Origin of the sequence: Streptomyces sp. NPDC000348 (assembly GCF_042898795.1) — a bacterium.
Classification (GTDB): domain Bacteria; phylum Actinomycetota; class Actinomycetes; order Streptomycetales; family Streptomycetaceae; genus Streptomyces.
In genome coordinates, this window is record NZ_JBIAZD010000010.1 from 1 (window position 1) to 20,196 (window position 20,196).

14 protein-coding genes are annotated in these 20,196 nt (G+C 71.7%); 5 read left to right on the forward strand and 9 right to left on the reverse strand.

Features of this window, described 5'->3' with window-relative positions; all coding sequences use genetic code 11:
• Positions 1–474: 474 nt before the first annotated feature.
• Together ACFY3N_RS20430 and ptsP are read left to right on the forward strand one after the other, a co-directional pair.
• On the forward strand, positions 475–924 hold the full coding sequence (locus ACFY3N_RS20430; RefSeq protein ID WP_390818104.1) for a PTS glucose transporter subunit IIA: 450 nt from the start codon (positions 475–477) through the stop codon (positions 922–924).
• Positions 925–1,001: 77 nt separating this feature from the next.
• On the forward strand, positions 1,002–2,672 hold the full coding sequence (ptsP, locus tag ACFY3N_RS20435; protein ID WP_390818324.1) for a phosphoenolpyruvate--protein phosphotransferase: 1,671 nt from the start codon (positions 1,002–1,004) through the stop codon (positions 2,670–2,672).
• Positions 2,673–2,750: 78 nt separating this feature from the next.
• Here ptsP and ACFY3N_RS20440 read toward each other — a convergent pair whose 3' ends face one another.
• Positions 2,751–3,638 (reverse strand): hypothetical protein, encoded by an 888-nt coding sequence (locus ACFY3N_RS20440; protein WP_390818105.1) that lies wholly within the window; start codon positions 3,636–3,638, stop codon positions 2,751–2,753.
• A gap of 112 nt (positions 3,639–3,750) precedes the next feature.
• On the reverse strand, positions 3,751–5,727 hold the full coding sequence (locus tag ACFY3N_RS20445; protein WP_390818106.1) for an acetoacetate--CoA ligase: 1,977 nt from the start codon (positions 5,725–5,727) through the stop codon (positions 3,751–3,753).
• A gap of 213 nt (positions 5,728–5,940) precedes the next feature.
• Between ACFY3N_RS20445 and ACFY3N_RS20450 the strand changes: the two genes are divergently transcribed.
• Positions 5,941–8,319: a glycoside hydrolase family 31 protein gene (locus ACFY3N_RS20450; RefSeq protein ID WP_390818107.1), complete on the forward strand. Its 2,379-nt coding sequence runs from the start codon at positions 5,941–5,943 to the stop codon at positions 8,317–8,319.
• Here the strand turns inward: ACFY3N_RS20450 and ACFY3N_RS20455 are convergent.
• The 7 genes from ACFY3N_RS20455 to ACFY3N_RS20485 form a co-directional block, all read right to left on the reverse strand.
• A complete protein-coding gene (locus ACFY3N_RS20455; protein ID WP_390818108.1) occupies positions 8,310–8,846 on the reverse strand; it encodes an NUDIX domain-containing protein in 537 nt (178 codons plus the stop codon). The two genes, ACFY3N_RS20450 and ACFY3N_RS20455, sit on opposite strands and share 10 nt — an antisense overlap.
• Before the next feature lie 45 nt (positions 8,847–8,891).
• Positions 8,892–9,701, reverse strand: a complete 810-nt coding sequence (locus ACFY3N_RS20460; protein ID WP_390818109.1) for a M15 family metallopeptidase — start codon at positions 9,699–9,701, stop codon at positions 8,892–8,894.
• 458 nt (positions 9,702–10,159) lie between these two features.
• Positions 10,160–10,765, reverse strand: coding sequence for an ATP/GTP-binding protein (locus tag ACFY3N_RS20465; RefSeq protein ID WP_390818110.1), 606 nt, complete (start codon positions 10,763–10,765; stop codon positions 10,160–10,162).
• Positions 10,746–14,429: a hydantoinase B/oxoprolinase family protein gene (locus ACFY3N_RS20470; RefSeq protein ID WP_390818111.1), complete on the reverse strand. Its 3,684-nt coding sequence runs from the start codon at positions 14,427–14,429 to the stop codon at positions 10,746–10,748. The genes ACFY3N_RS20465 and ACFY3N_RS20470 overlap by 20 nt, the downstream gene beginning before the upstream one ends.
• 24 nt (positions 14,430–14,453) lie before the next feature.
• A complete protein-coding gene (locus tag ACFY3N_RS20475; protein ID WP_390818112.1) occupies positions 14,454–14,849 on the reverse strand; it encodes a DUF742 domain-containing protein in 396 nt (131 codons plus the stop codon).
• A gap of 9 nt (positions 14,850–14,858) precedes the next feature.
• The gene (locus ACFY3N_RS20480) at positions 14,859–15,293 is read right to left on the reverse strand and encodes a roadblock/LC7 domain-containing protein (protein WP_390818113.1); all 435 of its coding nucleotides are present in this window, start codon (positions 15,291–15,293) and stop codon (positions 14,859–14,861) included.
• A complete protein-coding gene (locus ACFY3N_RS20485; RefSeq protein WP_390818114.1) occupies positions 15,290–18,274 on the reverse strand; it encodes a nitrate- and nitrite sensing domain-containing protein in 2,985 nt (994 codons plus the stop codon). The genes ACFY3N_RS20480 and ACFY3N_RS20485 overlap by 4 nt, the downstream gene beginning before the upstream one ends.
• A gap of 418 nt (positions 18,275–18,692) precedes the next feature.
• Between ACFY3N_RS20485 and ACFY3N_RS20490 the strand changes: the two genes are divergently transcribed.
• Complete coding sequence (locus ACFY3N_RS20490) at positions 18,693–19,232, forward strand: hypothetical protein (protein WP_390818115.1); 540 nt, start codon at positions 18,693–18,695, stop codon at positions 19,230–19,232.
• 155 nt (positions 19,233–19,387) lie between these two features.
• Complete coding sequence (locus ACFY3N_RS20495; RefSeq protein WP_390818116.1) at positions 19,388–20,185, forward strand: IclR family transcriptional regulator; 798 nt, start codon at positions 19,388–19,390, stop codon at positions 20,183–20,185.
• The last annotated feature ends 11 nt before the right edge of the window (positions 20,186–20,196 follow it).

Consider the following 20,196-nt stretch of genomic DNA (forward strand, 5'->3'; position numbering starts at 1 on the left):
AACCTCGTCCCAGCTGATGCTGGAGACGGGGTATCAACATATCTGGCGTTGACTTTTGGCACGCTGTTGAGTTCTCAAGGAACGGACGCTTCCTTCGTACTCACCCTCTCGGGCTTTCCTCCGGGCGCTTCCCTTCGGTGTCTCCGACTCTATCAGCCTTTTTCCGTCTCCCTGACCACCGTCTCGCAGGCATGCAAGAGGTGACCCAAAGATAGGATCTGACAAGTTGGATTACTGCTGGGAGAGGGGCTTCTGCTCACGCCGCTCGTTCCCAAGCAGGGGTACAACCCTACACGGGGTCGCGGAGCGCACGCAAATCGATTAGAGTGATGGTCTAGACCTCTCGTCTAGACCACTGATCCGGACCTGCCCTCCGGAACCGGTACGTTGCATGACATACGCTGCTGAACAGCGCGCCGGAGACAGGCAGTGACGGCGGCGTACGTACAGATCTCCACGCCTGGGAGGCTTCCCATGACCACCGTGACGTCCCCGCTTGCAGGGCGGGCCATCGGACTGGCGTCCGTGCCCGACCCCGTCTTCTCCGGGGCCATGGTCGGCCCGGGTACGGCGATCGACCCCGCACGGGAGCCCTCCGAGGCCGTCTCTCCCGTCGACGGTGTGATCGTCTCCTTGCACCCGCACGCGTTCGTCGTCGTCGACGAGAACGGACACGGCGTGCTCACCCACCTCGGTATCGACACCGTGCAGCTCAACGGCGAGGGCTTCGAGCTGCTCGTCAACAAGGGGGACACCGTGTCGCGGGGCCAGGGCATCGTCCGCTGGAACCCGGCCGCCGTCGAAGCCGCCGGCAAGTCCCCGGTGTGCCCGGTCGTTGCCTTGGAGGCCACGGCGGACTCACTCTCCGAGCTTCGTGACGGCGGCGATGTGAAGGCCGGCGACACCCTCTTCCTCTGGAAGTGACACGGCGCCGTCCCATGACGGCAACCAGGACGACCAACGCGGCGGCGGAGCCCGCCGCTCTACCGGAGACGGGTGAGATGGAGACAACGCTGCGAGGCGTCGGTGTCAGCCACGGTGTGGCGATCGGCGAGGTACGGCACATGGGTACGGCGGTGCTCGAGCCGCCGGCCAAGCAGATCCCGGCGGAGGAGGCGGAGCGCGAGCAAGGGCGCGCCCGCAAGGCCGTGGAGGCGGTCGCCGCTGATCTGATGGCGCGCGGCAACCTCGCCGGGGGCGAAGCCCAGGCGGTTCTCGAGGCTCAGGCCATGATGGCTCAGGACCCCGAGCTGATGGTCGACGTGGAACGGCGCATCGCCGTCGGCAGCACCGCTGAGCGTGCGGTGTACGACGCGTTCGCCGCGTACCGCGAGCTGCTCGCGAATGCCGGCGAGTACCTGGCGGGCCGCGTGGCCGACCTCGACGACGTGCGGAACCGCATCGTCGCGCGGCTGCTCGGGGTGCCGATGCCGGGTGTGCCGGACAGTGACGAACCGTATGTCCTCGTGGCCCGTGATCTCGCGCCGGCGGACACGGCGCTGCTCGACCCGACGCTGGTCCTCGGCTTCGTGACCGAGGAGGGCGGCCCCACCAGCCACAGCGCGATCCTGGCCCGTGCTCTCGGTGTCCCGGCCGTGGTCGCCCTACCGGGTGCCGGTGAACTCGCCGAGGGCACGCTGATAGCGGTCGACGGCAGCACTGGGGAGGTCTTCGTGGACCCGAGCGAGGAGAAGAAGGACCGGCTCGAGGCGGCGGCGGCCGAGCGCAAGGCGGCGCTGGCGGCGTCGACCGGGCCCGGTGCGACCGCCGACGGTCACCAGGTGCCGCTGCTGGCCAACATCGGTGGTCCGGCGGATGTGGCGGCCGCCGTGGAGGCGGGCGCGGAGGGCGTCGGTCTCTTCCGTACCGAGTTCCTGTTCCTGGACGACGACAAGAAGGCTCCTTCCGAGGAGAAGCAGGTCGCGGCCTACCGTCAAGTGCTCGAGGCGTTCCCCGAGGGCCGTGTCGTGGTGCGGGTGCTGGACGCGGGCGCGGACAAGCCGCTGGACTTCCTCACTCCGGCGGACGAGCCGAACCCGGCGCTGGGCGTGCGCGGGCTGCGGACGCTGCTCGACCACCCCGAGGTGCTGCGTACGCAGCTGACGGCGCTGGCCAGGGCCGCCGAAGGGCTGCCCGTCCATCTCGAGGTCATGGCCCCGATGGTGGCGGACCGGGCCGATGCCAGGGCTTTCGCTGACGCCTGCCGGGAGGCGGGGCTGCGGGCGAAGTTCGGCGCGATGGTCGAGATCCCGTCGGCCGCGCTGCGGGCGCGCTCGGTGCTGCAGGAGGTGGAGTTCCTGTCGGTGGGCACCAACGACCTGGCTCAGTACACGTTCGCCGCGGACCGCCAGGTGGGTGCGGTCTCCCGGCTGCAGGATCCGTGGCAGCCCGCGCTGCTCGACCTGGTGGCACTGTCCGCCGAGGCGGCGAAGGCCGAGGGCAAGAGCTGTGGGGTCTGCGGTGAGGCCGCTTCCGACCCGCTGCTCGCGTGTGTGCTGACCGGTCTGGGGGTCACCTCTCTCTCCATGGGGGCGGCGTCCATTCCATATGTGCGCGCGTCGCTGGCGAAGTTCACGCTGGCGCAGTGTGAGCGGGCCGCGGCGGCGGCCCGGGCGGCGGACAGCGCCGCGGATGCACGTGACGCCGCCCAGGCGGTGCTGTCGGGCGAGTAGCCGGACCGGGCCGACGGCGATCGGTGTCCCCGAGGGGTGTTCCACCTGGAGGTGGGGCGCCCCTCGGGTGTTTCCGGCTCAGTGGCGGTGGGCCGGGCCAGGTCCCTCGCCGAGGTCGGGCGGCTCGCAGTAGTCGACATTGGACTCCGGGGAGATGAGGTCTCCGGACTCGGCGTCGGTGCAGTAGGCGTCGAAGACCTCGCCGGCGGTGAGGGGTTCGAGGCCGTGGGCGCGCAGTCGCCAGCCGTGGACGCGGTCGGGACTGCCGGGTTCGCTCGTCCGCATGACCAGTCCGCCGGGGTTCTCGGTGGCGAGGCCGACGGCCAGGACGGTGGTGAATTCGAGGGCTTCGGACTCGTCGAGTTCCATACGGCCGGCGATGTCGTCGGCGTGCAGGACGGCGATGAGCGTTTCGGGTGGTCCGGAGACGCTGCACACGAGGTGCCGCTCGCCGGGTGGGGCCGTGTCGAGGATGCGGACGAGGAGGTGCGAGGCGCGGATGAAGGCGGCACGGCCCAGGTCCTCGCCGCACGAGGCGCAGGCGCCGAGGCGGGCGAGGAGTGTGGCCGCGTACTCCCAGGTGGCGTGGCGGACGGCCTCGTTGACGAGGGTGGGCAGGAGGTCGGCCAGTGGGCGGCCGTCGTAGAGAACTGAGGGGCCGGTGGACGCGAGGGCGGCCGTGAACTGTGTGCGGCTGGTGTGGCTGTCGGGGTCGAGGCCCGCTTCCGCGCAGTACTCGGCGTAGTCCTCGGGGTCGAAGAGGGCCACCGTGGTGTGGCTGCCCTGCAGCGCGCGCGTCCTGAGGACGGCTTCCATGTGTTTGAGGTAGGTGGTGTGGTCGTCGAAGATGAAGCTGTCGTAGCGCCGCATGGCGCGGAAGTCGTGCTCGTCGGCCAGCAGGCCGACGGTGCCGGCGACTTCGCGGCGCAGGGCGCGTCGCAAGATTCGGTGGTCGGTGTACGCCATGTCTCCCCCTGTGCACAGTCGATCAATGCTCACTCACAGTAATCGGCGGCACTGACAACGGCGTCCGGCCGGGCGGGCCGAAGGGGGAGCCGGTCTCCTTCGCGGGACGGAGTCAGCCGCGCTTGCGGGCGATCTCCTCGTAGAAGGCGAGCAGGTCGAGGTTGTCGATGGAACCCGGGTTGACCGCCTTCTCCAACGGGGTTCCCTGGAGGAGACGCTTGACCGGAACCTCGATGCGTTTGCCGGTGAGGGTGTGCGGGACGCCGGGGACCTCGATGATCTCGTCGGGGACGTGACGCGGTGACAGGTGTTCGCGGATGGTCCGCTTGATGCGGCCGCGCAGGTCCTCATCGAGGGTGACTCCGGGTGCCAGGTGGACGAACAGGGGCATCCAGTAGCCGCCGTCGGGCTGTTCGATGCCGATGACGAGGGATTCCCTGATCTCGGGGAGGCGTTCCACGGCTTCGTAGATGTCGGCCGATCCCATGCGGACGCCCTGGCGGTTGAGCGTGGAGTCGGAGCGGCCGTGGATGACGACGGAGCCCCGGGAGGTGATGGTGATCCAGTCGCCGTGCCGCCAGACGCCGGGGTAGGTGTCGAAGTAGCTGTCGTGGTAGCGGGTGCCGTCGGGGTCGTTCCAGAAGCGGATCGGCATGGAGGGCATCGGGTTGGTGACCACGAGTTCGCCGACCTCGTCGGTCAGGGGATTGCCGTCGGCGTCCCAGGACTGCAGGTCCGTGCCCAGGCCGGGGGCCTGGAGCTCGCCGATGTGGACGGGGAGGGTCGGTACGGCTCCGGCGAAACAGGAGCACACGTCCGTCCCGCCGCTGACGGAGGCGATCCACAGGTCGGCCCCGCCGGCGGCGAACTCGTCGTGCAGCCAGCGGAAGCCGTCGGGGGGCAGGGGGGAGCCGGTGGTCGCGACGCACTTGACCGCGGAGAGGTCGAAGTCGCGCGAGGGGTGCACGCCGGCTTTGCGGCATGCCATGACGTAGGCGGCGGAGGTGCCGTAGAGGGTGGCGCCGGTGCGTTCGGCGATGCGCCACTGGGCGCCCGTGTCCGGGTGGCCGGGGCTGCCGTCGTACAGGACGATCGTCGTTCCGGTCAGGAGGCCGGAGACGAGGAAGTTCCACATCATCCAGCCGGTGGAGGTGTACCAGAAGAAGCGGTCCTCGGGGCCCAGGTCGCAGTGGAGTCCGAGTTGCTTGAGGTGTTCGACGAGGATGCCGCCCTGGGACTGGACGATCGCCTTGGGCAGTCCGGTGGTGCCGGAGGAGTAGAGCACCCACAGGGGGTGGTCGAAGGGCACCTGCTCGAAGACCGGTTCGGTGTCCGCGGCGGTGAGGGCGGACCAGTCCAGCACGCCGTCGGGGGCCTCGGTGCCGAGCAGGGGGATGTGCACGACGGCGCGCAGGGTGGGCAGTTCGCGGCGCAGCTCGGCGACGACGTCGCGTCGGTCGTGTTCCTTGCCGCCGTAGCGGTAGCCGTCGACGGTGAACAGGACGACGGGTTCGACCTGCTGGAAGCGGTCGAGGACGCTGCGGGCGCCGAAGTCGGGTGCGCAGGAGGTCCACACGCCGCCCACGGCAGCCGTGGCGAGGAGGGCGACGACGGCCTGCGGGATGTTCGGGAGGTATCCGCTGACGCGGTCTCCGGGGCGTACGCCGAGGGAGCGCAGCCCGGCCGCCAGGGAGCCGACCTGGCGGCTCAGCTCGGCCCAGGTGACGGGGCGCGGATCATGGGTTTCGTCGACGTACAGCAGGGCCGCTTCGTCCGCGCGGGAGACGGTCGCGCGCAGTGCGTGCTCGGCGTAGTTCAGCGTGGCTCCGGGGAACCACTGGGCGCCGGGCATCGAGCGGTCGCCCAGCACGCGCGTGAAGGGAGTCGAGAAGCGGACGTCGAACCACTCCGTGACCGCTTTCCAGAAGGTTTCCAGCTCGTCCACGGACCAGCGGTGGAGTGCCGCGTAGCCGCCCTCGGCGGGGGCGCCGTGGTGTTCGGCGGCCCACGTCTGGAACGTGGTGATCCGTGCCTGGGCGATCTGGTCCCGGCTCGGCTGCCAGAGCGGCTGGGGGTTCACGGTCGACATGGGGCGGCTCCCGGACTGTGCGCGTCGTGTGCGTCCTCCGCGCACGGGCTGGGGTGTGCGCGTGACGCGGCTGACAGGGACGATGCCATGTGATCGACTTCCGCACCAGGGCGTCCCCCACACAGTCCGTGTCGTGAAGATGTGGTCCGATCACGGGTGAACGGCAGTTGAACGACCCGCATGGTGAGCGCGGTCAATGGCAGGGTGATCAGCATGGACGGTCGTGACCTGGTGCGTTCGGTGAGATCGGTTGGTTCGATGGGGGCGGCTCAGGGGTTGCGTACCGTACGGGCAGCGTGGCGCAGGCGGCGGGCCGACGCCACCGGGCTGCCGCCGTGGGGGCCGGTGCGGGCGCGGGTGCCCGGGACCGTGCGGGAGGTGGAGCCGGGGCTCGGTGGCGGACTGCTCAGGTTCGACCGCTCGGAGTTGCGGATCTTCGTGGCGGTGAACGGGGTGGTCTTCTGGAGCTGGGACGGGGCGGCTCCGGAGCCGTCGTACGCGCTGGCCGGCCGCTGTCCCGATCCGGACCCGCGGGCCGCGCTGGAGCCGGACAAGGACGGTGGCTGGCGGGTGGTGGCCGAGCGGGTGACGGTGGTGGTCTCGCGGCACGGCGCGGTGGAGGTGCTCACCCCGGGGGGTGTGATGCTGCGGCGTGATCTGCCGCCGCGGTGGTGGGAGCCGGTGGGCGGTGGTGCCGCACGCTGGATGCAGCGGTCGGAGGTGCCGGCCGACGCGCGTTTCTTCGGGCTCGGAGGGCGTGCGTCGGGTCCCCGGCTGCGGGACGGCACGTACCGGTTGTGGAATGCCGCGCCCGGTCGTGCTGCCGGCCCCGGGGACTGTCCGCCGTCCGTCACGATGCCGGTGCAGATGGTGGTGGCGGACGCGGGCACGCATCTGGTGTTCCACGACAGCTCGTGGGACGGCACCGTGACGCTGCGGGAGGGCGAGGAGGGGGCCGGTTCCGGACACGACCGGGCCGGGACGAGTGAGCTGCGCATGGACGGCGGCCCGCTGCGCTGCTGGGTGATGGTGGGGGCTCCCGCGCGAGTGCTGCTCGCCTGGGCCTCCCTCACCGGTGCGCCGGTGCTGCCGCCCGCGTGGGCGCTCGGTCACCACCACGCGCGGGGGGTGTCCGGCGGCGAGGAGGAGGTGCGGCGGATCGTCGCGGGGCACCGGGAGCACGGGCTGCCGCTCGACGCCGTGCACCTCGGCGTCGGCCACTTCGATGCCCGTCAGGTGTTCACCGTGGACCAGGAGCGGTTCCCCAAGCTGCCGGTTCTCGCGGACGAGCTGCGGCGCGAGGGGATCAGGCTGGTGTCGGTCGTCGGCCCGGCGGTCGGCGCGGCGCCCGGCACCGCCGTGTACGACGAGGGGGTGGAGCGGGACGCGTTCGTGCGGGACGCCTCCGGGGCAGTCGTGGAAGGGGTCGGGTGGGCCGGCGAGGTGGTCTTTCCGGATTTCACGCACCCGCGCGTGCGCGCGTGGTGGGGCGGTCTGTACACGGAGCGGCTGGCACAGGGGTTCGCGGGTTTCTGGCACAGCATGGACGAGCCGACGTCCTTCACGGCCTTCGGCGAGCCGACGCTGCCCCGGTCGGCGCGCCACGCGCTGGACGGGCGCGGAGGCGACCATCGCGAAGCGCACAACGTGTACGGGCTGTGCATGGCCCGGGCGGCGTACGAGGGACTGCGGGAGCGGGCTCCCCAGGAGCGGCCGTTGGTGTTCTCCCGTTCCGGGTGGGCCGGTGTGCAGCGTCACGGCGGGGTGTGGTCGGGCGAGGTGATGACGGGGTGGCCCGGGGTGCGGGCGGCCTTGTCGCTGGTGCTGGGGCTGGGCCTGTGCGGTGTTCCCTACGCGGGCCCGGACATCGGCGGCTTCGACGGGGAGGCGTCGCCCGAGCTGTATCTGCGCGGACTCCAGTTGGGGGCCTATCTTCCGTTCTTCCGCACCCGTGGCGGTGGGCGCGCGGGCCGGGGGGAGCCGTGGGATCTCGGCGCGGACGTTCTCGGGCACGCGCGCGCGGCGCTCGTCGAACGCCGGCGGCTGCTGCCGTACTTCATGACGCTGGCGCATCTGGCCCGGCGTACCGGAGCGCCGTACGTGCGGCCGTTGTGGTGGTCGGCGCCCGAGGAACGCGCGTTGCGTGGCTGCGAGGACGCCTTTCTGCTCGGCGACTGTCTGCTGGTGGCGCCGGTGCTCGCTCCGGGTGTGGACCGGCGGGCCGTCCGGCTGCCGCGCGGGCGGTGGTACGACACGGCGACGGGGCGGGCGTACGACGGGCCGGCCCGGGTGTGGGTGGACGCGCCGCTGGAGCGGATTCCGGTGTTCGCGCGCGGAGGCGCCGTTCTTCCGGTGCTGGGGGAGGACGGCGGCCCGGAGCTGGAGGTGTGGGCACCGGCCCGGGGGCGGACCGGGGGCGGGCTGGTCGTACCGGATTCCGGCGAGGGGTGGGAGGAGCAGGAGATCGAGCGTTACACGGTGCGGTGGTCGGGTCCGCGGGTCGTCGTCGAGCGGGAGGGCGAGGACGGCGGTGTGGAGCCGTCCTGCCCGGTGCGCGTCCGCGGGGCGGGCACGGGCGGGGGTCAGATGTAGCGGCCCTCGAACCAGGCCCGTGCGGCCAGGGTGTGCAGGGGGAACGCGAGTTCCTCCGGGCTGCGCAGCAGGTGGCGGTCCTCGGTCTCGTCGGTGGCGGTGAAGGGCGGCAGGTCTTCCGCGGGGCGTTCCGGGAGGAGCCCGAACAGCAGCAGGTGTCCGTCGGGGGAGCTCATGGCGTCGGCGAGCCGTACGTCGCGGCTCGCCGCGTCGATGCCGGTTTCCTCCTTGAGCTCACGGACGACGGCCTGGCGCCAGTCCTCCCGGTCGTCCAGGTAGCCGCCGGGCAGGGCCGTGCGCCCGCGTGCGGGCGCGATGGTGCGGGTGATGACGACGAGGCCGGTGCCCTGGGTGTCGTAGACGGGCTGGAGGGCGACCGCGACCGGCAGCGGGTTGCGGTAGGCGACGGTGCCGCAGGACGGGCAGGTGCGGGGCCAGCCGGAGACGCCCTCTCCGAAGGCCGTGCCGCAGCTCGAACAGTGGGAGTCCGGCGCGGAGTTGGGAGCCATGGCATGAGTTTCGGACACGCGCGGACTGTATCCGATCACGGTGGGGGTGTCTTGGGGGGCCGGTCAGTTGTGGCCGGTGAGTGACCTCCGGGACACCGGGAAGTCGAAGTAGGTGTCCGGGTGGGCCTCCGGCTTGAAGGTGTAGTGCCACCATTCCTCGGCGAGGTTCACGAAGCCGAGGTCCTCCAGGGTGCTCTTGAGGAGCAGCCGGTGGGCGCGTTGTTCGCCCTGGACACGTGGGTCGAGGGTGTGGCTGAGGGTGTCGAAGCAGTCGTAGCCGGTGCCCATGTCGACGGAGGTGTCGGGGAACCGCTCGTCCTCGGGGGCGAAGCAGGGGGTGAGGGGCTGTCCGGGGCGGTAGGGCCTTGTCGGCTCCGTGGGGAGTTCCACGAGGGTGAGGTCCACGGTCGAGCCACGGCTGTGACCGGATTTCTCCGCGATGTAGCCGTCGGCGAACAACCGGGCCTTGTCGACGTTCGGGTAGAACTCGGCCTTCATCCTCTGGTCGTCGAGGTTCTCGGCCCAGCGCACGAAGTGGTCCACCGCACGCTGTGGCCGGTAGCAGTCGTACACCTTCAGGGAGTAGCCCTGGCGCAGCAGCTTCCGCTGCGCCGTGTGGAGGGCCTCGGCGGCGGGACGGGTGAGGATGCACAGCGGCTGCCGGTAGCCGTCGATGGGCTCGCCGACGAAGTTGTGCGGGGTGAAGTAACGGATCTCCTGGATGATCGTCGGGTCCACGCTGTTCAGCGCCACGAAGTCGCGGGGTGCCTTGGGTTCGGGCTTCGCCCGGGCGGTGGCGGAGGCGGCTGTCGTGGCGAGCAGGGCGGCGACCGCGGTGACCAGACCGCGTACCGCGAGGGAGAGTCGTGTCATGTCTCCTGCATCTATCAGGAGTCGGCTCTTCCGGGGAAGGGCCCGCCCCTTGGCCGCCGCGCGCCCGCGCCACCGCGGAGGTGGTGCTCCCGGCCGGGTGGCCGAGAACCGTTGCGGCCGGTGGCCTTGACGCCCCCGAGTGCCGGTGAACACTTCCCGGTGCCGGCCGACATCACCGTACGTCCCGGCGCATTCCGGTGCGCCGCCGCTGGGGTCCTCCTGCGGCGGCGCGGCCCACTCCCCCGCGGGACGGCACGCGCGTCACGGACGCCGGGCGGGGCACGGATCCTCCCTGCAAGCGGCTGAAGTCGCCGGACGGGGGCACGACGAAGAAGAACCCGCTGATGCAGCCGGACGGAGGAGGGCGACGGCTGACCACGCGCGCGTGGTGCGTCGTTCTCCGGGTCCGAGGCCCGGGCTCGGTCGGTGGGAGCACGGGCCGCGGACCTGTCGGCGTATCAGGTGCCGACCGTCTGGCGTCGCTGTGCGCTCCGGGCCATGGCGTGCTGGACGACGCCGACGAGGGTCTCCTTGACCGACTCGCGGTCCCGCGCGTCGCACATCAGCAGCGGTACGTGGTCGTCGAGGTCGAGGGCGCGGCGGACGTCGTCGGCCGGGTAGCGCGCCGCTCCGTCGAAGCAGTTGACGCCGACGAGGAACGGGATGGCCCGTCGCTCGAAGTAGTCGATGGCCGCGAAGCAGTCCTCCAGGCGCCGGGTGTCGGCGAGGACGACGGCTCCGAGGGCGCCCTCGGACAACTCGTCCCACATGAACCAGAACCGCTCCTGGCCGGGCGTGCCGAAGAGGTAGAGCACCAGGTCCTCGCGGAGCGTGATGCGGCCGAAGTCCATGGCCACGGTGGTGGTGTTCTTGGCCTCCACACCGGAGGTGTCGTCGACCGGGCGCCCGGCCTCGGTGAGGAGTTCCTCGGTGCGCAGCGGCCTGATCTCGCTGACCGCGCCGACGAGCGTGGTCTTGCCCACGCCGAAGCCGCCGGCCACCAGGATCTTGAGCGTGACGGGCTCGACCGGGGGCTTGCCGCGCTCAGAACGCCCGAAGATCATCGATCTCTTCTCCTGCTTGATGGGGGTCGGGCGGCGGGCCGTATCCCCCGCCGCCGGGGGTTTCGACGACGAGTACGTCGCCGGGTCCGACGTCCGCCGAGTCGCTTCCGGCGAGCCGGGTGACCGTGCCGTCCGCTCGTTCGATCCGGTGGGCGCCCGGTGCGCCGGGTTCGCCTCCGGCCATGCCGTACGGGGGGACCCTGCGGTGCTGGGACAGTGTGGAGACCGTCATGGGTTCCAGGAAGCGGATGCGGCGCACGGCTCCGTCCCCGCCGCGCCACCGTCCGGCGCCGCCGCTGCCGCGGCGGACCGCGAACTCCTCGAGGCGCACCGGAAGGCGCCACTCCAGGATCTCGGGGTCGGTGAGCCGCGAGTTGGTCATGTGGGTCTGTACGACGGACGCTCCCGGGAAGCCGTCCCCGGCGCCCGAGCCGGAGGCGACGGTTTCGTAGTACTGGTGGCGGGCGTTGCCGAAAGTGATGTTGTTCATGGTGCCGGAGCCCTCCGCCTGGACGCCGAGGGCCGCGTAGAGGGCGCCGGTAATGGACTGGGACGTCTCCACGTTGCCCGCGACGACGGCGGCGGGCGGCTCGGGAGCCAGCATGGAACCCGGCGGCACGATGACGTCCAGCGGGCGCAGACAGCCGTCGTTGAGCGGGATGTCGTCGGCGACCAGGGTGCGGAAGACGTACAGGACGGCCGCGTTGACGACGGAGTAGGGGGCGTTGAAGTTGGTGGGCAACTGGGCGGAGGTGCCGGTGAAGTCGATGGTCGCGCGGCGGTTCTCACGGTCCACCCGGACGCGTACGCGGATGACGGCGCCCGAGTCGGTCTCATAGGCGTAGGCGCCGTCGTCGAGGGCGTCGATGACGCGGCGCACCGCCTCTTCGGCGTTGTCCTGGACATGCTTCATGTAGGCCTGGACGACGTCGAGGCCGAAGTTCTCGATCATGCGGCCGACCTCGTCGACGCCCTTGTGGTTGGCGGCGATCTGGGCGCGCAGGTCGGCGAGGTTGGTCTTCGGGTTGCGGGAGGGGTGGGGTGCCCCGGTGAGGAGGCGGAGGGTCTCCTCCTCGCGGAAGCGGCCGTCCTCGGAGAGCAGCCAGTTGTCGAAGAGGACGCCCTCCTCGTCGATGGTGCGGCTGTCGGCCGGCATGGAGCCGGGGGCGATGCCGCCGATCTCGGCGTGATGGCCGCGTGAGGCGACGTAGAAGAGGACCTCCCGGTCACTCTCCGTGTCTCCGGAGGGTCCGGCGCCGAAGACCGGCGTGATCACGGTGACGTCGGGCAGATGGGTGCCGCCGTGGTACGGGTCGTTGACGGCGTAGGCGTCCCCGGGGCGCATGGCCGGGCCGCGGCGCCGGATGACCTCCTTGACGCTCGTGCCCATCGAGCCCAGGTGGACGGGGATGTGCGGGGCGTTGGCCACCAGGTTTCCGTCGGGGTCGAAGAGGGCGCAGGAGAAGTCCAGGCGTTCCTTGATGTTGACGGACTGGGCGGTGGACTCGAGGCGGGCACCCATCTGTTCGGCGATGGACATGAAGAGGTTGTTGAAGACCTCGAGCAGCACGGGGTCGGCTTTTGTGTCGGCTCGGGAACTCTGCGTAACCGCGACGCGTTCCATGACCAGATGCCCGTCGTCGGTCGCCGCGGCCCGCCAGCCGTCGTCGACGACGGTCGTCGCTCCGGACTCGGTGATGATCGCGGGGCCGGTGACGGATTCGCCGGGGGGAAGGTCCTCGCGGCGGTGGAGGGCCGCGTCGCGCCAGGTGCCGCCGGTGTGGAGGCGGACGGTCCGCGGGGCGGCGGTGCGGTGTCGCGGGGTGCCTTCGTAGGGAGCGAGGGCGGAGAGATCGGGGGGTTCGGTGATGCCGGTGGCTTCGACGGAGAGGGCTTCGACGACGATCGGGCGGTCGAGCGTGAAGGAGTACGTGGCGCGATGACGTTCTTCGAAGGCGTGCCGCATCGTGCCGGGCTCGGTCAGCTCGACGGTGAGGGCGGTGTCGGTGCCGTCGTAGCGGAGCTGGGCGCGGCGGGTGACCTCGATGCGCTCCTCGGGGACGTCCTCGGCGAGGAGCTCCGCGCGGGCCGCCGCCTCGAGATCGTCGGCGGTCTTGTGGACGCGGGGCATGGAGGACGGTTCCAGGGGGGCCTCGACGGAGCGTTCCCGCATGGCCGTGGTGTCGGCGAGGCCGATGCCGAGCGCGGACAGGACGCCGGCCATGGGCGGGACGAGGACGGTGCGAATTCCGAGGGAGTCGGCGACCATGCACGCGTGCTGTCCGCCCGCTCCGCCGAAGGTGGTGAGGGCGTACCGGGTGACGTCGTGGCCTTTCTGCACGGAGATCCGCTTCACCGCGCCGGCGATGTCGGCGACGGCGATCCGCAGGTAGCCCTCGGCGACCTGCTCGGGGGTGCGGTCGTCGCCGGTCTGCCCGCGGATCTCACCGGCGAGGGCGGTGAAGCGGTCGCGGACGAGCGCGTCGTCGAGGGGCCGGTCGCCGTCCGGGCCGAACACCGCAGGGAAGTGGGCGGGCTGGATACGGCCGAGCATGACGTTGGCGTCGGTGACCGTGAGCGGGCCGCCGCGCCGGTAGCAGGCGGGTCCCGGGTCGGCGCCCGCCGAGTCCGGCCCCACGCGGTAGCGGGAGCCGTCGAAGTGGAGGACCGAGCCGCCGCCGGCGGCGACGGTGTGGATGTCCAGCATGGGTGCGCGCAGCCGGACTCCGGCGATCTGCGTGGTGAAGACGCGTTCGTACTCGCCCGCGAAGTGCGAGACGTCGGTGGAGGTGCCGCCCATGTCGAAGCCGATGACGCGGTCGAAGCCGGCGAGCTGCGACATGCGGGCCATGCCGACGATGCCGCCGGCCGGCCCGGACAGAATGGCGTCCTTGCCGCGGAACTGGCCGGCCTCGGTGAGGCCTCCGTTGGACTGCATGAACATCAGCCGTACGCCGTCGAGCTCGTCCGCGACATGGCGGACGTAGCGGCGCAGCACGGGCGAGAGGTAGGCGTCCACGACGGCGGTGTCGCCACGCGGGACGAGCTTCATCAGGGGGCTGACCTCGCTGGACAGCGAGATCTGCGGGAAGCCGATGCGGGCGGCGAGTTCCCCGACCGCTTGTTCGTGGGCGGGGTGGAGATGGCTGTGCACGCAGACCACGGCGACGGCCCGGATGCCGTCGTCGTGGGCCTGTCGCAGCGGTCCGGTGAGGGCGTCCAGGTCGGGGGCGCGCAGGACGGTGCCGTCGGCGGCGATGCGTTCGTCCACCTCGACGACCCGTTCGTGCAGCAGCTCGGGCAGGTCGATACGGCGGGCGAAGATGTGCGGGCGGTTCTGGTAGGCGATGCGCAGCGCGTCGCGGAAGCCGCGGGTGACGACCAGCAGGGTCCGTTCGCCCTTGCGTTCGAGGAGGGCGTTGGTGGCGACGGTGGTCCCCATGCGCACGGCGTCCACGGGATCGTCGGACCCGGCCAGCAGTGCGCGGACGCCCACGACCGCCGCGTCGGTGCCGCGTGTTCCCCCGCTCCCGCGGTGCCCGGTGTGTTCCGGAGCCGGATTGTCGGAGAGCACCTTGTGCGTCAGCAGCCGGCCGTCGGGGCGCCTCGCGACGATGTCGGTGAAGGTGCCGCCTCGGTCGACCCAGAACTGCCAGCCTGTCACGTCAGTATCCCGCTTCCGCGCCGGTCACAGCGCCCGGAGGCCGTTGATCACGTCGCGCAGAATACTCTCGTCCGGCAGCTCGGCCGGGGGTACCGGCCGGTTCACATGGACCAATTCCGATTCCACGAGATCTCCGACGAGGACCCGGACCACTCCGATCGGCAGATCGAGTTCGGCGGAGAGTTCGGCGACCGTCTGCGAGGTGTCGCGGCACAGTTCGACGATGTCCACATGTTCCGGGGAGAGCGTGGGATCGGCTTCCGGATCGTCCGCGTGCGGCTCCGTGACGACCACCGCGATCAGGTCGAGGCGGTGCTGGACCGCACTGGTGGTGCGGCCCCGCGTCATGGCGTACGGACGGACGACCGGTCCGGCCTCGTCGTCGAACCAGTGGCTTCTACCCTGACCGTCAGCGCTCATGTCCTTCCACTACCCGCCCGAGGGCAGATCGGTGCGCGGTGCGGCGCCCAGATGCACACCGACCCGCTTCACGAGAAGCGTCATCTCGTAGGCGACCTGTCCGACGTCCGAGTCGGCGTCCGCGAGGACGGCGAGGCAGCTGCCGTCGCCGGCGGCGGTGACGAAGAGGAAGGCCTCGTCGAGTTCGACGACGGTCTGACGGACGTCGCCGGCCTCGAAGTGGCGGCCCACGCCCTTGGCGAGGCTGTGGAAGCCGGAGGCGACCGCGGCCAGATGTTCGCTGTCCTCCCGGGTGAGGTCCTTCGACGCGCCCGTGGCCAGGCCGTCGCCGGAGAGCACGATCGCCTTGCGGATGCTGGCGACGCGGTCCACCAGGTCGTCGAGGAGCCAGTTCAGCTCCCCCTTGTCGGTCGTGGTGTGGCCGGTGGCCCTCGGTGCGGTCATCGACCGTCCCCCTCTGTCGTTCGTCGTGGTGCTGTGCCGCTGTCGGCTTCGTCGCCGGCTGCGTTCTCCTCGCGGCCGCGCTGCCAGCCGCGCTGGAGCGAGGCCATACGGTTGCGGACTTCGTCGGCGTCCCGTTCAACGGGCCGGGCCCTGTCCTCGTTCCGAGGTTCGGCGTTGCGCTTGAGCTGCGGGGCGAGGCTGGCCTGCCGGACGCGCCGGGGCAGCGATCCGCCGCCGGGTCGTACGGCGCCGGTGTCCGCGCCGCCCGCGGCCGGTGAGGAGTCGTCGGGGCCGCTCGCCCCATGGGCGGGGCGGCGGGTGCGCCGGGGAAGGCCGGCAGGAGGCTCCGGCGGGCCGTTGCGCACGGGGCTTGAGGGCGTCGGAGTGTCGCTCCGGTCCCCGGCTCCGGCCCTGGGCCGGGAGGGGTCGGGGCCCCGCCTGCGGGCGGGCAACGGGGGCAGTGACTCCGCGTCCGGTTGTTCGCGCTCGGTGGCGGAGGAGAGCCGTTCGGTCCGGCGGCGTGCGGGGAGCGGGGACAGCGCCTCCATACCCGGGCGGCCTGGGCCCCGGCGTCCCGAGGAGTCCTCGTCGCGGCGGTGGGCCGGCAGCGGAGACGCCGCTTCCAGCTCGGGCCGGGTGGGCGCGGCGGACGCGCCCTCCTCGTCCGTGCGCTCCGCACGGGTGCGCGCGTCGCGGACCGGGCGTCCGTGGGAGCTGACCAGCTTGGGTCCTCCCCTGCGGACCAGGGGGACCGGGGCGCTCCGGTCGTCCCCGCCCCGGTCCGTTCCCTCGGGCGTGCCGGAGGTCTGCCGATGGGACTCGGGGCCGGGCCGCTCCTCCTGGGCGCCGGTGCGGGGGCGGAAGGGGCCGCCGCGCCGGCTGTCCTCGTCGCCCGGGGCGCCGGGGAAGCCGTCGAGTCCGTTCAGGTCGACGGGGGCTTCCAGTTCGACCGGTCCGTCCAGCAGCGAGGCGGGGAGCCGGGGCAGCTGGACGGGCACCTGGGAGAGCGCGGCGCGGCGGCTCTCCTCCGGTTCGCGGTCCGTGGAGCGCTGGGAGCGGTCGAGGCGGAAGCCGACGCCGTTGGTGTCCGGAACGTCGTCCGTCAGCAGCGCGTCGGGGATGAAGACGACCGCTGTGGTACCGCCGTACGGGGAGGGCTGCAGCGAGACCCGGACGTTCTGGCGCTGGGCGAGGCGGCTGACCACGAACAGTCCGAGCCGGTCGGTGTCGGAGAGCTCGAACTCAGGGGTCTCGGCGAGTCTGAGGTTGGCGTCCAGAAGCGCGTCGGCCGCCATGCCGAGTCCGCGGTCGTGGATCTCCAGGGTGAAACCGTTGGCCACACGCTCACCGAGGACCTGGACGGCGGTGTGCGGCGGGGAGAACACCGTGGCGTTCTCCAGCAGTTCGGCCACGAGGTGGGTGAGGTCGGCGACGGCCGGACCGGTGACGGCGACCCTGGGCAGCCTGCGGACCTCGATGCGCTCGTAGTCCTCGACCTCGGCGACGGAGGCGCGTACGACGTCCATGAGCTGGACGGGTTTGCGCCACTGCCGGGAGGGAGCGGCGCCGGACAGGATCACCAGGCCCTCGGCGTGCCGGCGCATGCGGGTGGTGAGGTGGTCCAGCCGGAACAGGTCGGCGAGTTCCTCGGTGTCCTCGGTCCGGCGTTCCATGGTGTCCAGCAGGGTGAGCTGTTTGTGCAGCAGGACCTGGCTGCGGCGGGCGAGGTTGACGAACACCTCGGAGACACCGGCGCGCAGTTCGGCCTGTTTGACGGCGGCCTCCACGGCGGCGCGCTGGAGGGTGTTGAGGGCCCGGCCGACCTCCCCCAGCTCGTTCTTGTCGTACTCCAGACGCGGAACCTCGGTCTCCACGTCGACCTGTTCGCCCGCCGAGAGGCGGCGCATCACGCTGGGCAGCCGCACGCCGGACGCCTCGTGGGCCTCCAGGCGCAGCTGCCGCAGGTCCCGGACGAGTCCGCGGCCCACGCGTACGGAGAGGACGAGGGAGACCAGGAGGGCGATCAGTCCGAGGACACCGGCGATGACGGCCTGGGTGATGACGCCCATGGCGACGGGACGGACGCGGTCCTGGTAGCGGTCGGCGGCCCGGTCGTTGAGGGTGCCGAGTTCGGAGAGCACCTTGCCTGCTGCGATGTCCCAGCTCTTGGCCGTGATCCCGCGGGGCGCCCTGGCACCCGAGGAGACGACGGCCTCCTCGCCCACGCGCAGCGGGGCGGACGCGGCGTTCTTCCAGAAGGTCTCGTAGAGGTCGCGCTCGGACGCGGGCAGCTGCGGCAGTCCGGCGTCGTACATCAGGGTGCGCTGGGCCACGAGGTCCGAGATGTCCCGCACTTCGGCCCGGGACAGTTCGCCGACGATCAGGGCGGAGCCGAGCAGGGCGTCCTCGCGGGAGAGCAGCTCGCGGGCGCGGGCGAGACCGACGAGGGCGCGGTACTGCTTGTCAAGCTCGACGTCGTCGACCACATGCAGATTGGCCAGCAGGATGTAGCACGGGTCGACCAGCCGGTTATAGAGGTCGAGGGCCTGAGAACGGTTGACCGTGCCGTCCTCGACGCTGCGGCGCAGGGACTCTATGCCCTCGAAGGAGTCCAGCACCGCGCTCAGTTCGCCGGAGTCTCCGTGCATGGCCTCGCGCACATCGGCGTTCGCCGCGTTCCTGCGGACGTCGGCGACCGCCTCGTCGGTGGCGGTGCGACTGCGCCGGAGTGCGGCGAGGCCGTCGGAGGCGCGGGGGTCGGCGAGATAGACGAGGGTCTGCCGGCGCTCCTGCTGAAGGACGCGGACGGTGTCCTCGACGGGGTAGCCGACATCCTCCATCACCGACGACACGTCGAACAGATGGCTTGCCTCGCGGCCCGTGAGCACCGTGGTGAAGGCCCAGATCGTCGTCAGGGACACCAGCGGCACGAGGAGCAGCGCCACGATCTTCCGGCGGATGGACTTCCCGCGAAAGCGCATGGCCTCCCCCAGCTCGGCCCCCGGCCGGCCGGGGGCACACACGTGCGTCAACAAACGGCGCGAGCCTACTACCGGGCCGGGGTGAACTCTAAGAGCCGTCCGGAAGCTGTAGTTCCGCGCCAGGGGCGGGAGATGGCGAGTTGTCCGGGCATTGCGGGAGATTGCCTCCCGGAATCGGGGGTGCGTCCCTCGGGCCGATCTCCCGGACGCGCGGGCAGGGTTGGCCGATTCCTTTCCCGGTCGGGAATCTTCGCGGCACGCCGTTCGTCCTTCTCTGTGGGAAATGGGGGCGGAATCGGCCACAAGAGCCGTGTTCCGCATCTGGGCGGCGTAGAAGAGCGCAAGCCGGGCAGCCACTGGAGAACCGGGTCTTCGGACAGGAGCGAGCGGTCTGCTGGCGGTGGGGAGTGACACGTTGATGGGCACGGCGGAGCGGCGCGAGGCGCCCGAGGAGGGCGCGGCGGCGCAGGTGACGACGCGGTCGGACGCCGGGGCGCCCGAACCCGGTGCAGCCGCGTCCGGGGGCGGGACGGACGGCGAACGCGGCGGCTTCGGCGGGAGGGCCTCCTACCGGCCGCTGTGGGTCGAGGAGCCGGCCCGGCGGCGCCGGTTGCCGGACCCGGTGCGGACGGCGGCCGTGCGGGCGGTGCTCGTCATCTCGGTGACGCTGATTCAGGCCATGGTGGCCCTCCTGTGCACGCTGGCCGGGTCCTGGCTGGCGTTCCCCATGGTCATCAGCAGTGTCGTCAGTACGATCCTGGCGACCTGGGGAGTCCTGGACGTCTGGGTGACCCGCCAGGTCTGGAATCAGCGCAATGGCGTGGTGTCCGCGCCCAGCAGCACCGCGCGGGCCCTGCGGCGCGAGCGACGCCGCGCCCGCCGTCAGCAGCGGGCCGCCCAGCGGGCGCAGGCGCGAATACGCCGGCGGGGCGGAGCCGGGCAGCTGTCGCACCCCTGACGGCGCACCCACCGGAACACGGGCTCTCGGTAGGCTCAGGGCGCGCGTGTCGCGCCTACGGGCGCCGCGCGCACCAGTTCCCGGGCGGGTGCCCGTCGCAGCGAGGGCGGCCGGCATCGGCCCGCACCGGGCCGACAGATGGTGAGAGCCGAGCCATGACCGGCGAGCGGAAACAGCCCGGGAAGAACGGGAGGGGCACGACGAGTGCCGTGCAGTCGGTGGACCGTGCGGTGAGCGTGCTGGAGATCCTGGCACGGCACGGCGAGGCGGGTGTCACGGAGATCGCCGGTGAACTGGGCGTGCACAAGTCCACGGCCTTCCGGCTGCTCGGTGTCCTGGAGAACCGCGGGCTGGTGTCCCAGACGAAGGACCGCGGCAAGTACCACCTGGGTGCCGGTGTGCTGCGTCTCGCGGGGGCGGCTGCCGTGCGGCTGGACATCTCGCAGGAGGGTGTCCCGGTGTGCCGGGAACTCGCCGACGAGCTGGGCGAGACGGTGAACATAGCGGTGCTGGACGACGATGCCGCCGTCAACATCATGCAGGCCCGGGGTACGGCGTCGGTCACCGCGCAGAACTGGCTCGGCAGGCGCACTCCGCTGCACGCCACCGCCGGCGGCAAGGTGTTCCTGGCCCACCTGCCACCCGCGGTTCGTGAGGGCCACCTCGCGCGCCCGCTGCTCCGGTTCACGGAACGGACGGTCACCACGGCATCGGAGTTGCGCGGTGAGCTGGAGACGGTGACCGGGCGCGGGTACGCCGCCACGCTCGAGGAGCTGGAGCTGGGGCTCGCAGCCGTCGCGGCGCCGGTCCGCTCGCACGACGGCACGGTGATCGCAGCGATCAGCGTCTCGGGGCCGGTGTACCGGCTGCGTGCGGACCGGCTGCCCGAGCTGGGCAGCCGGACGGCGACGGCGGCGGCCGAGCTGTCCCGGCGCATGGGCTACGGCTTCTGAGCCGCCTCCGG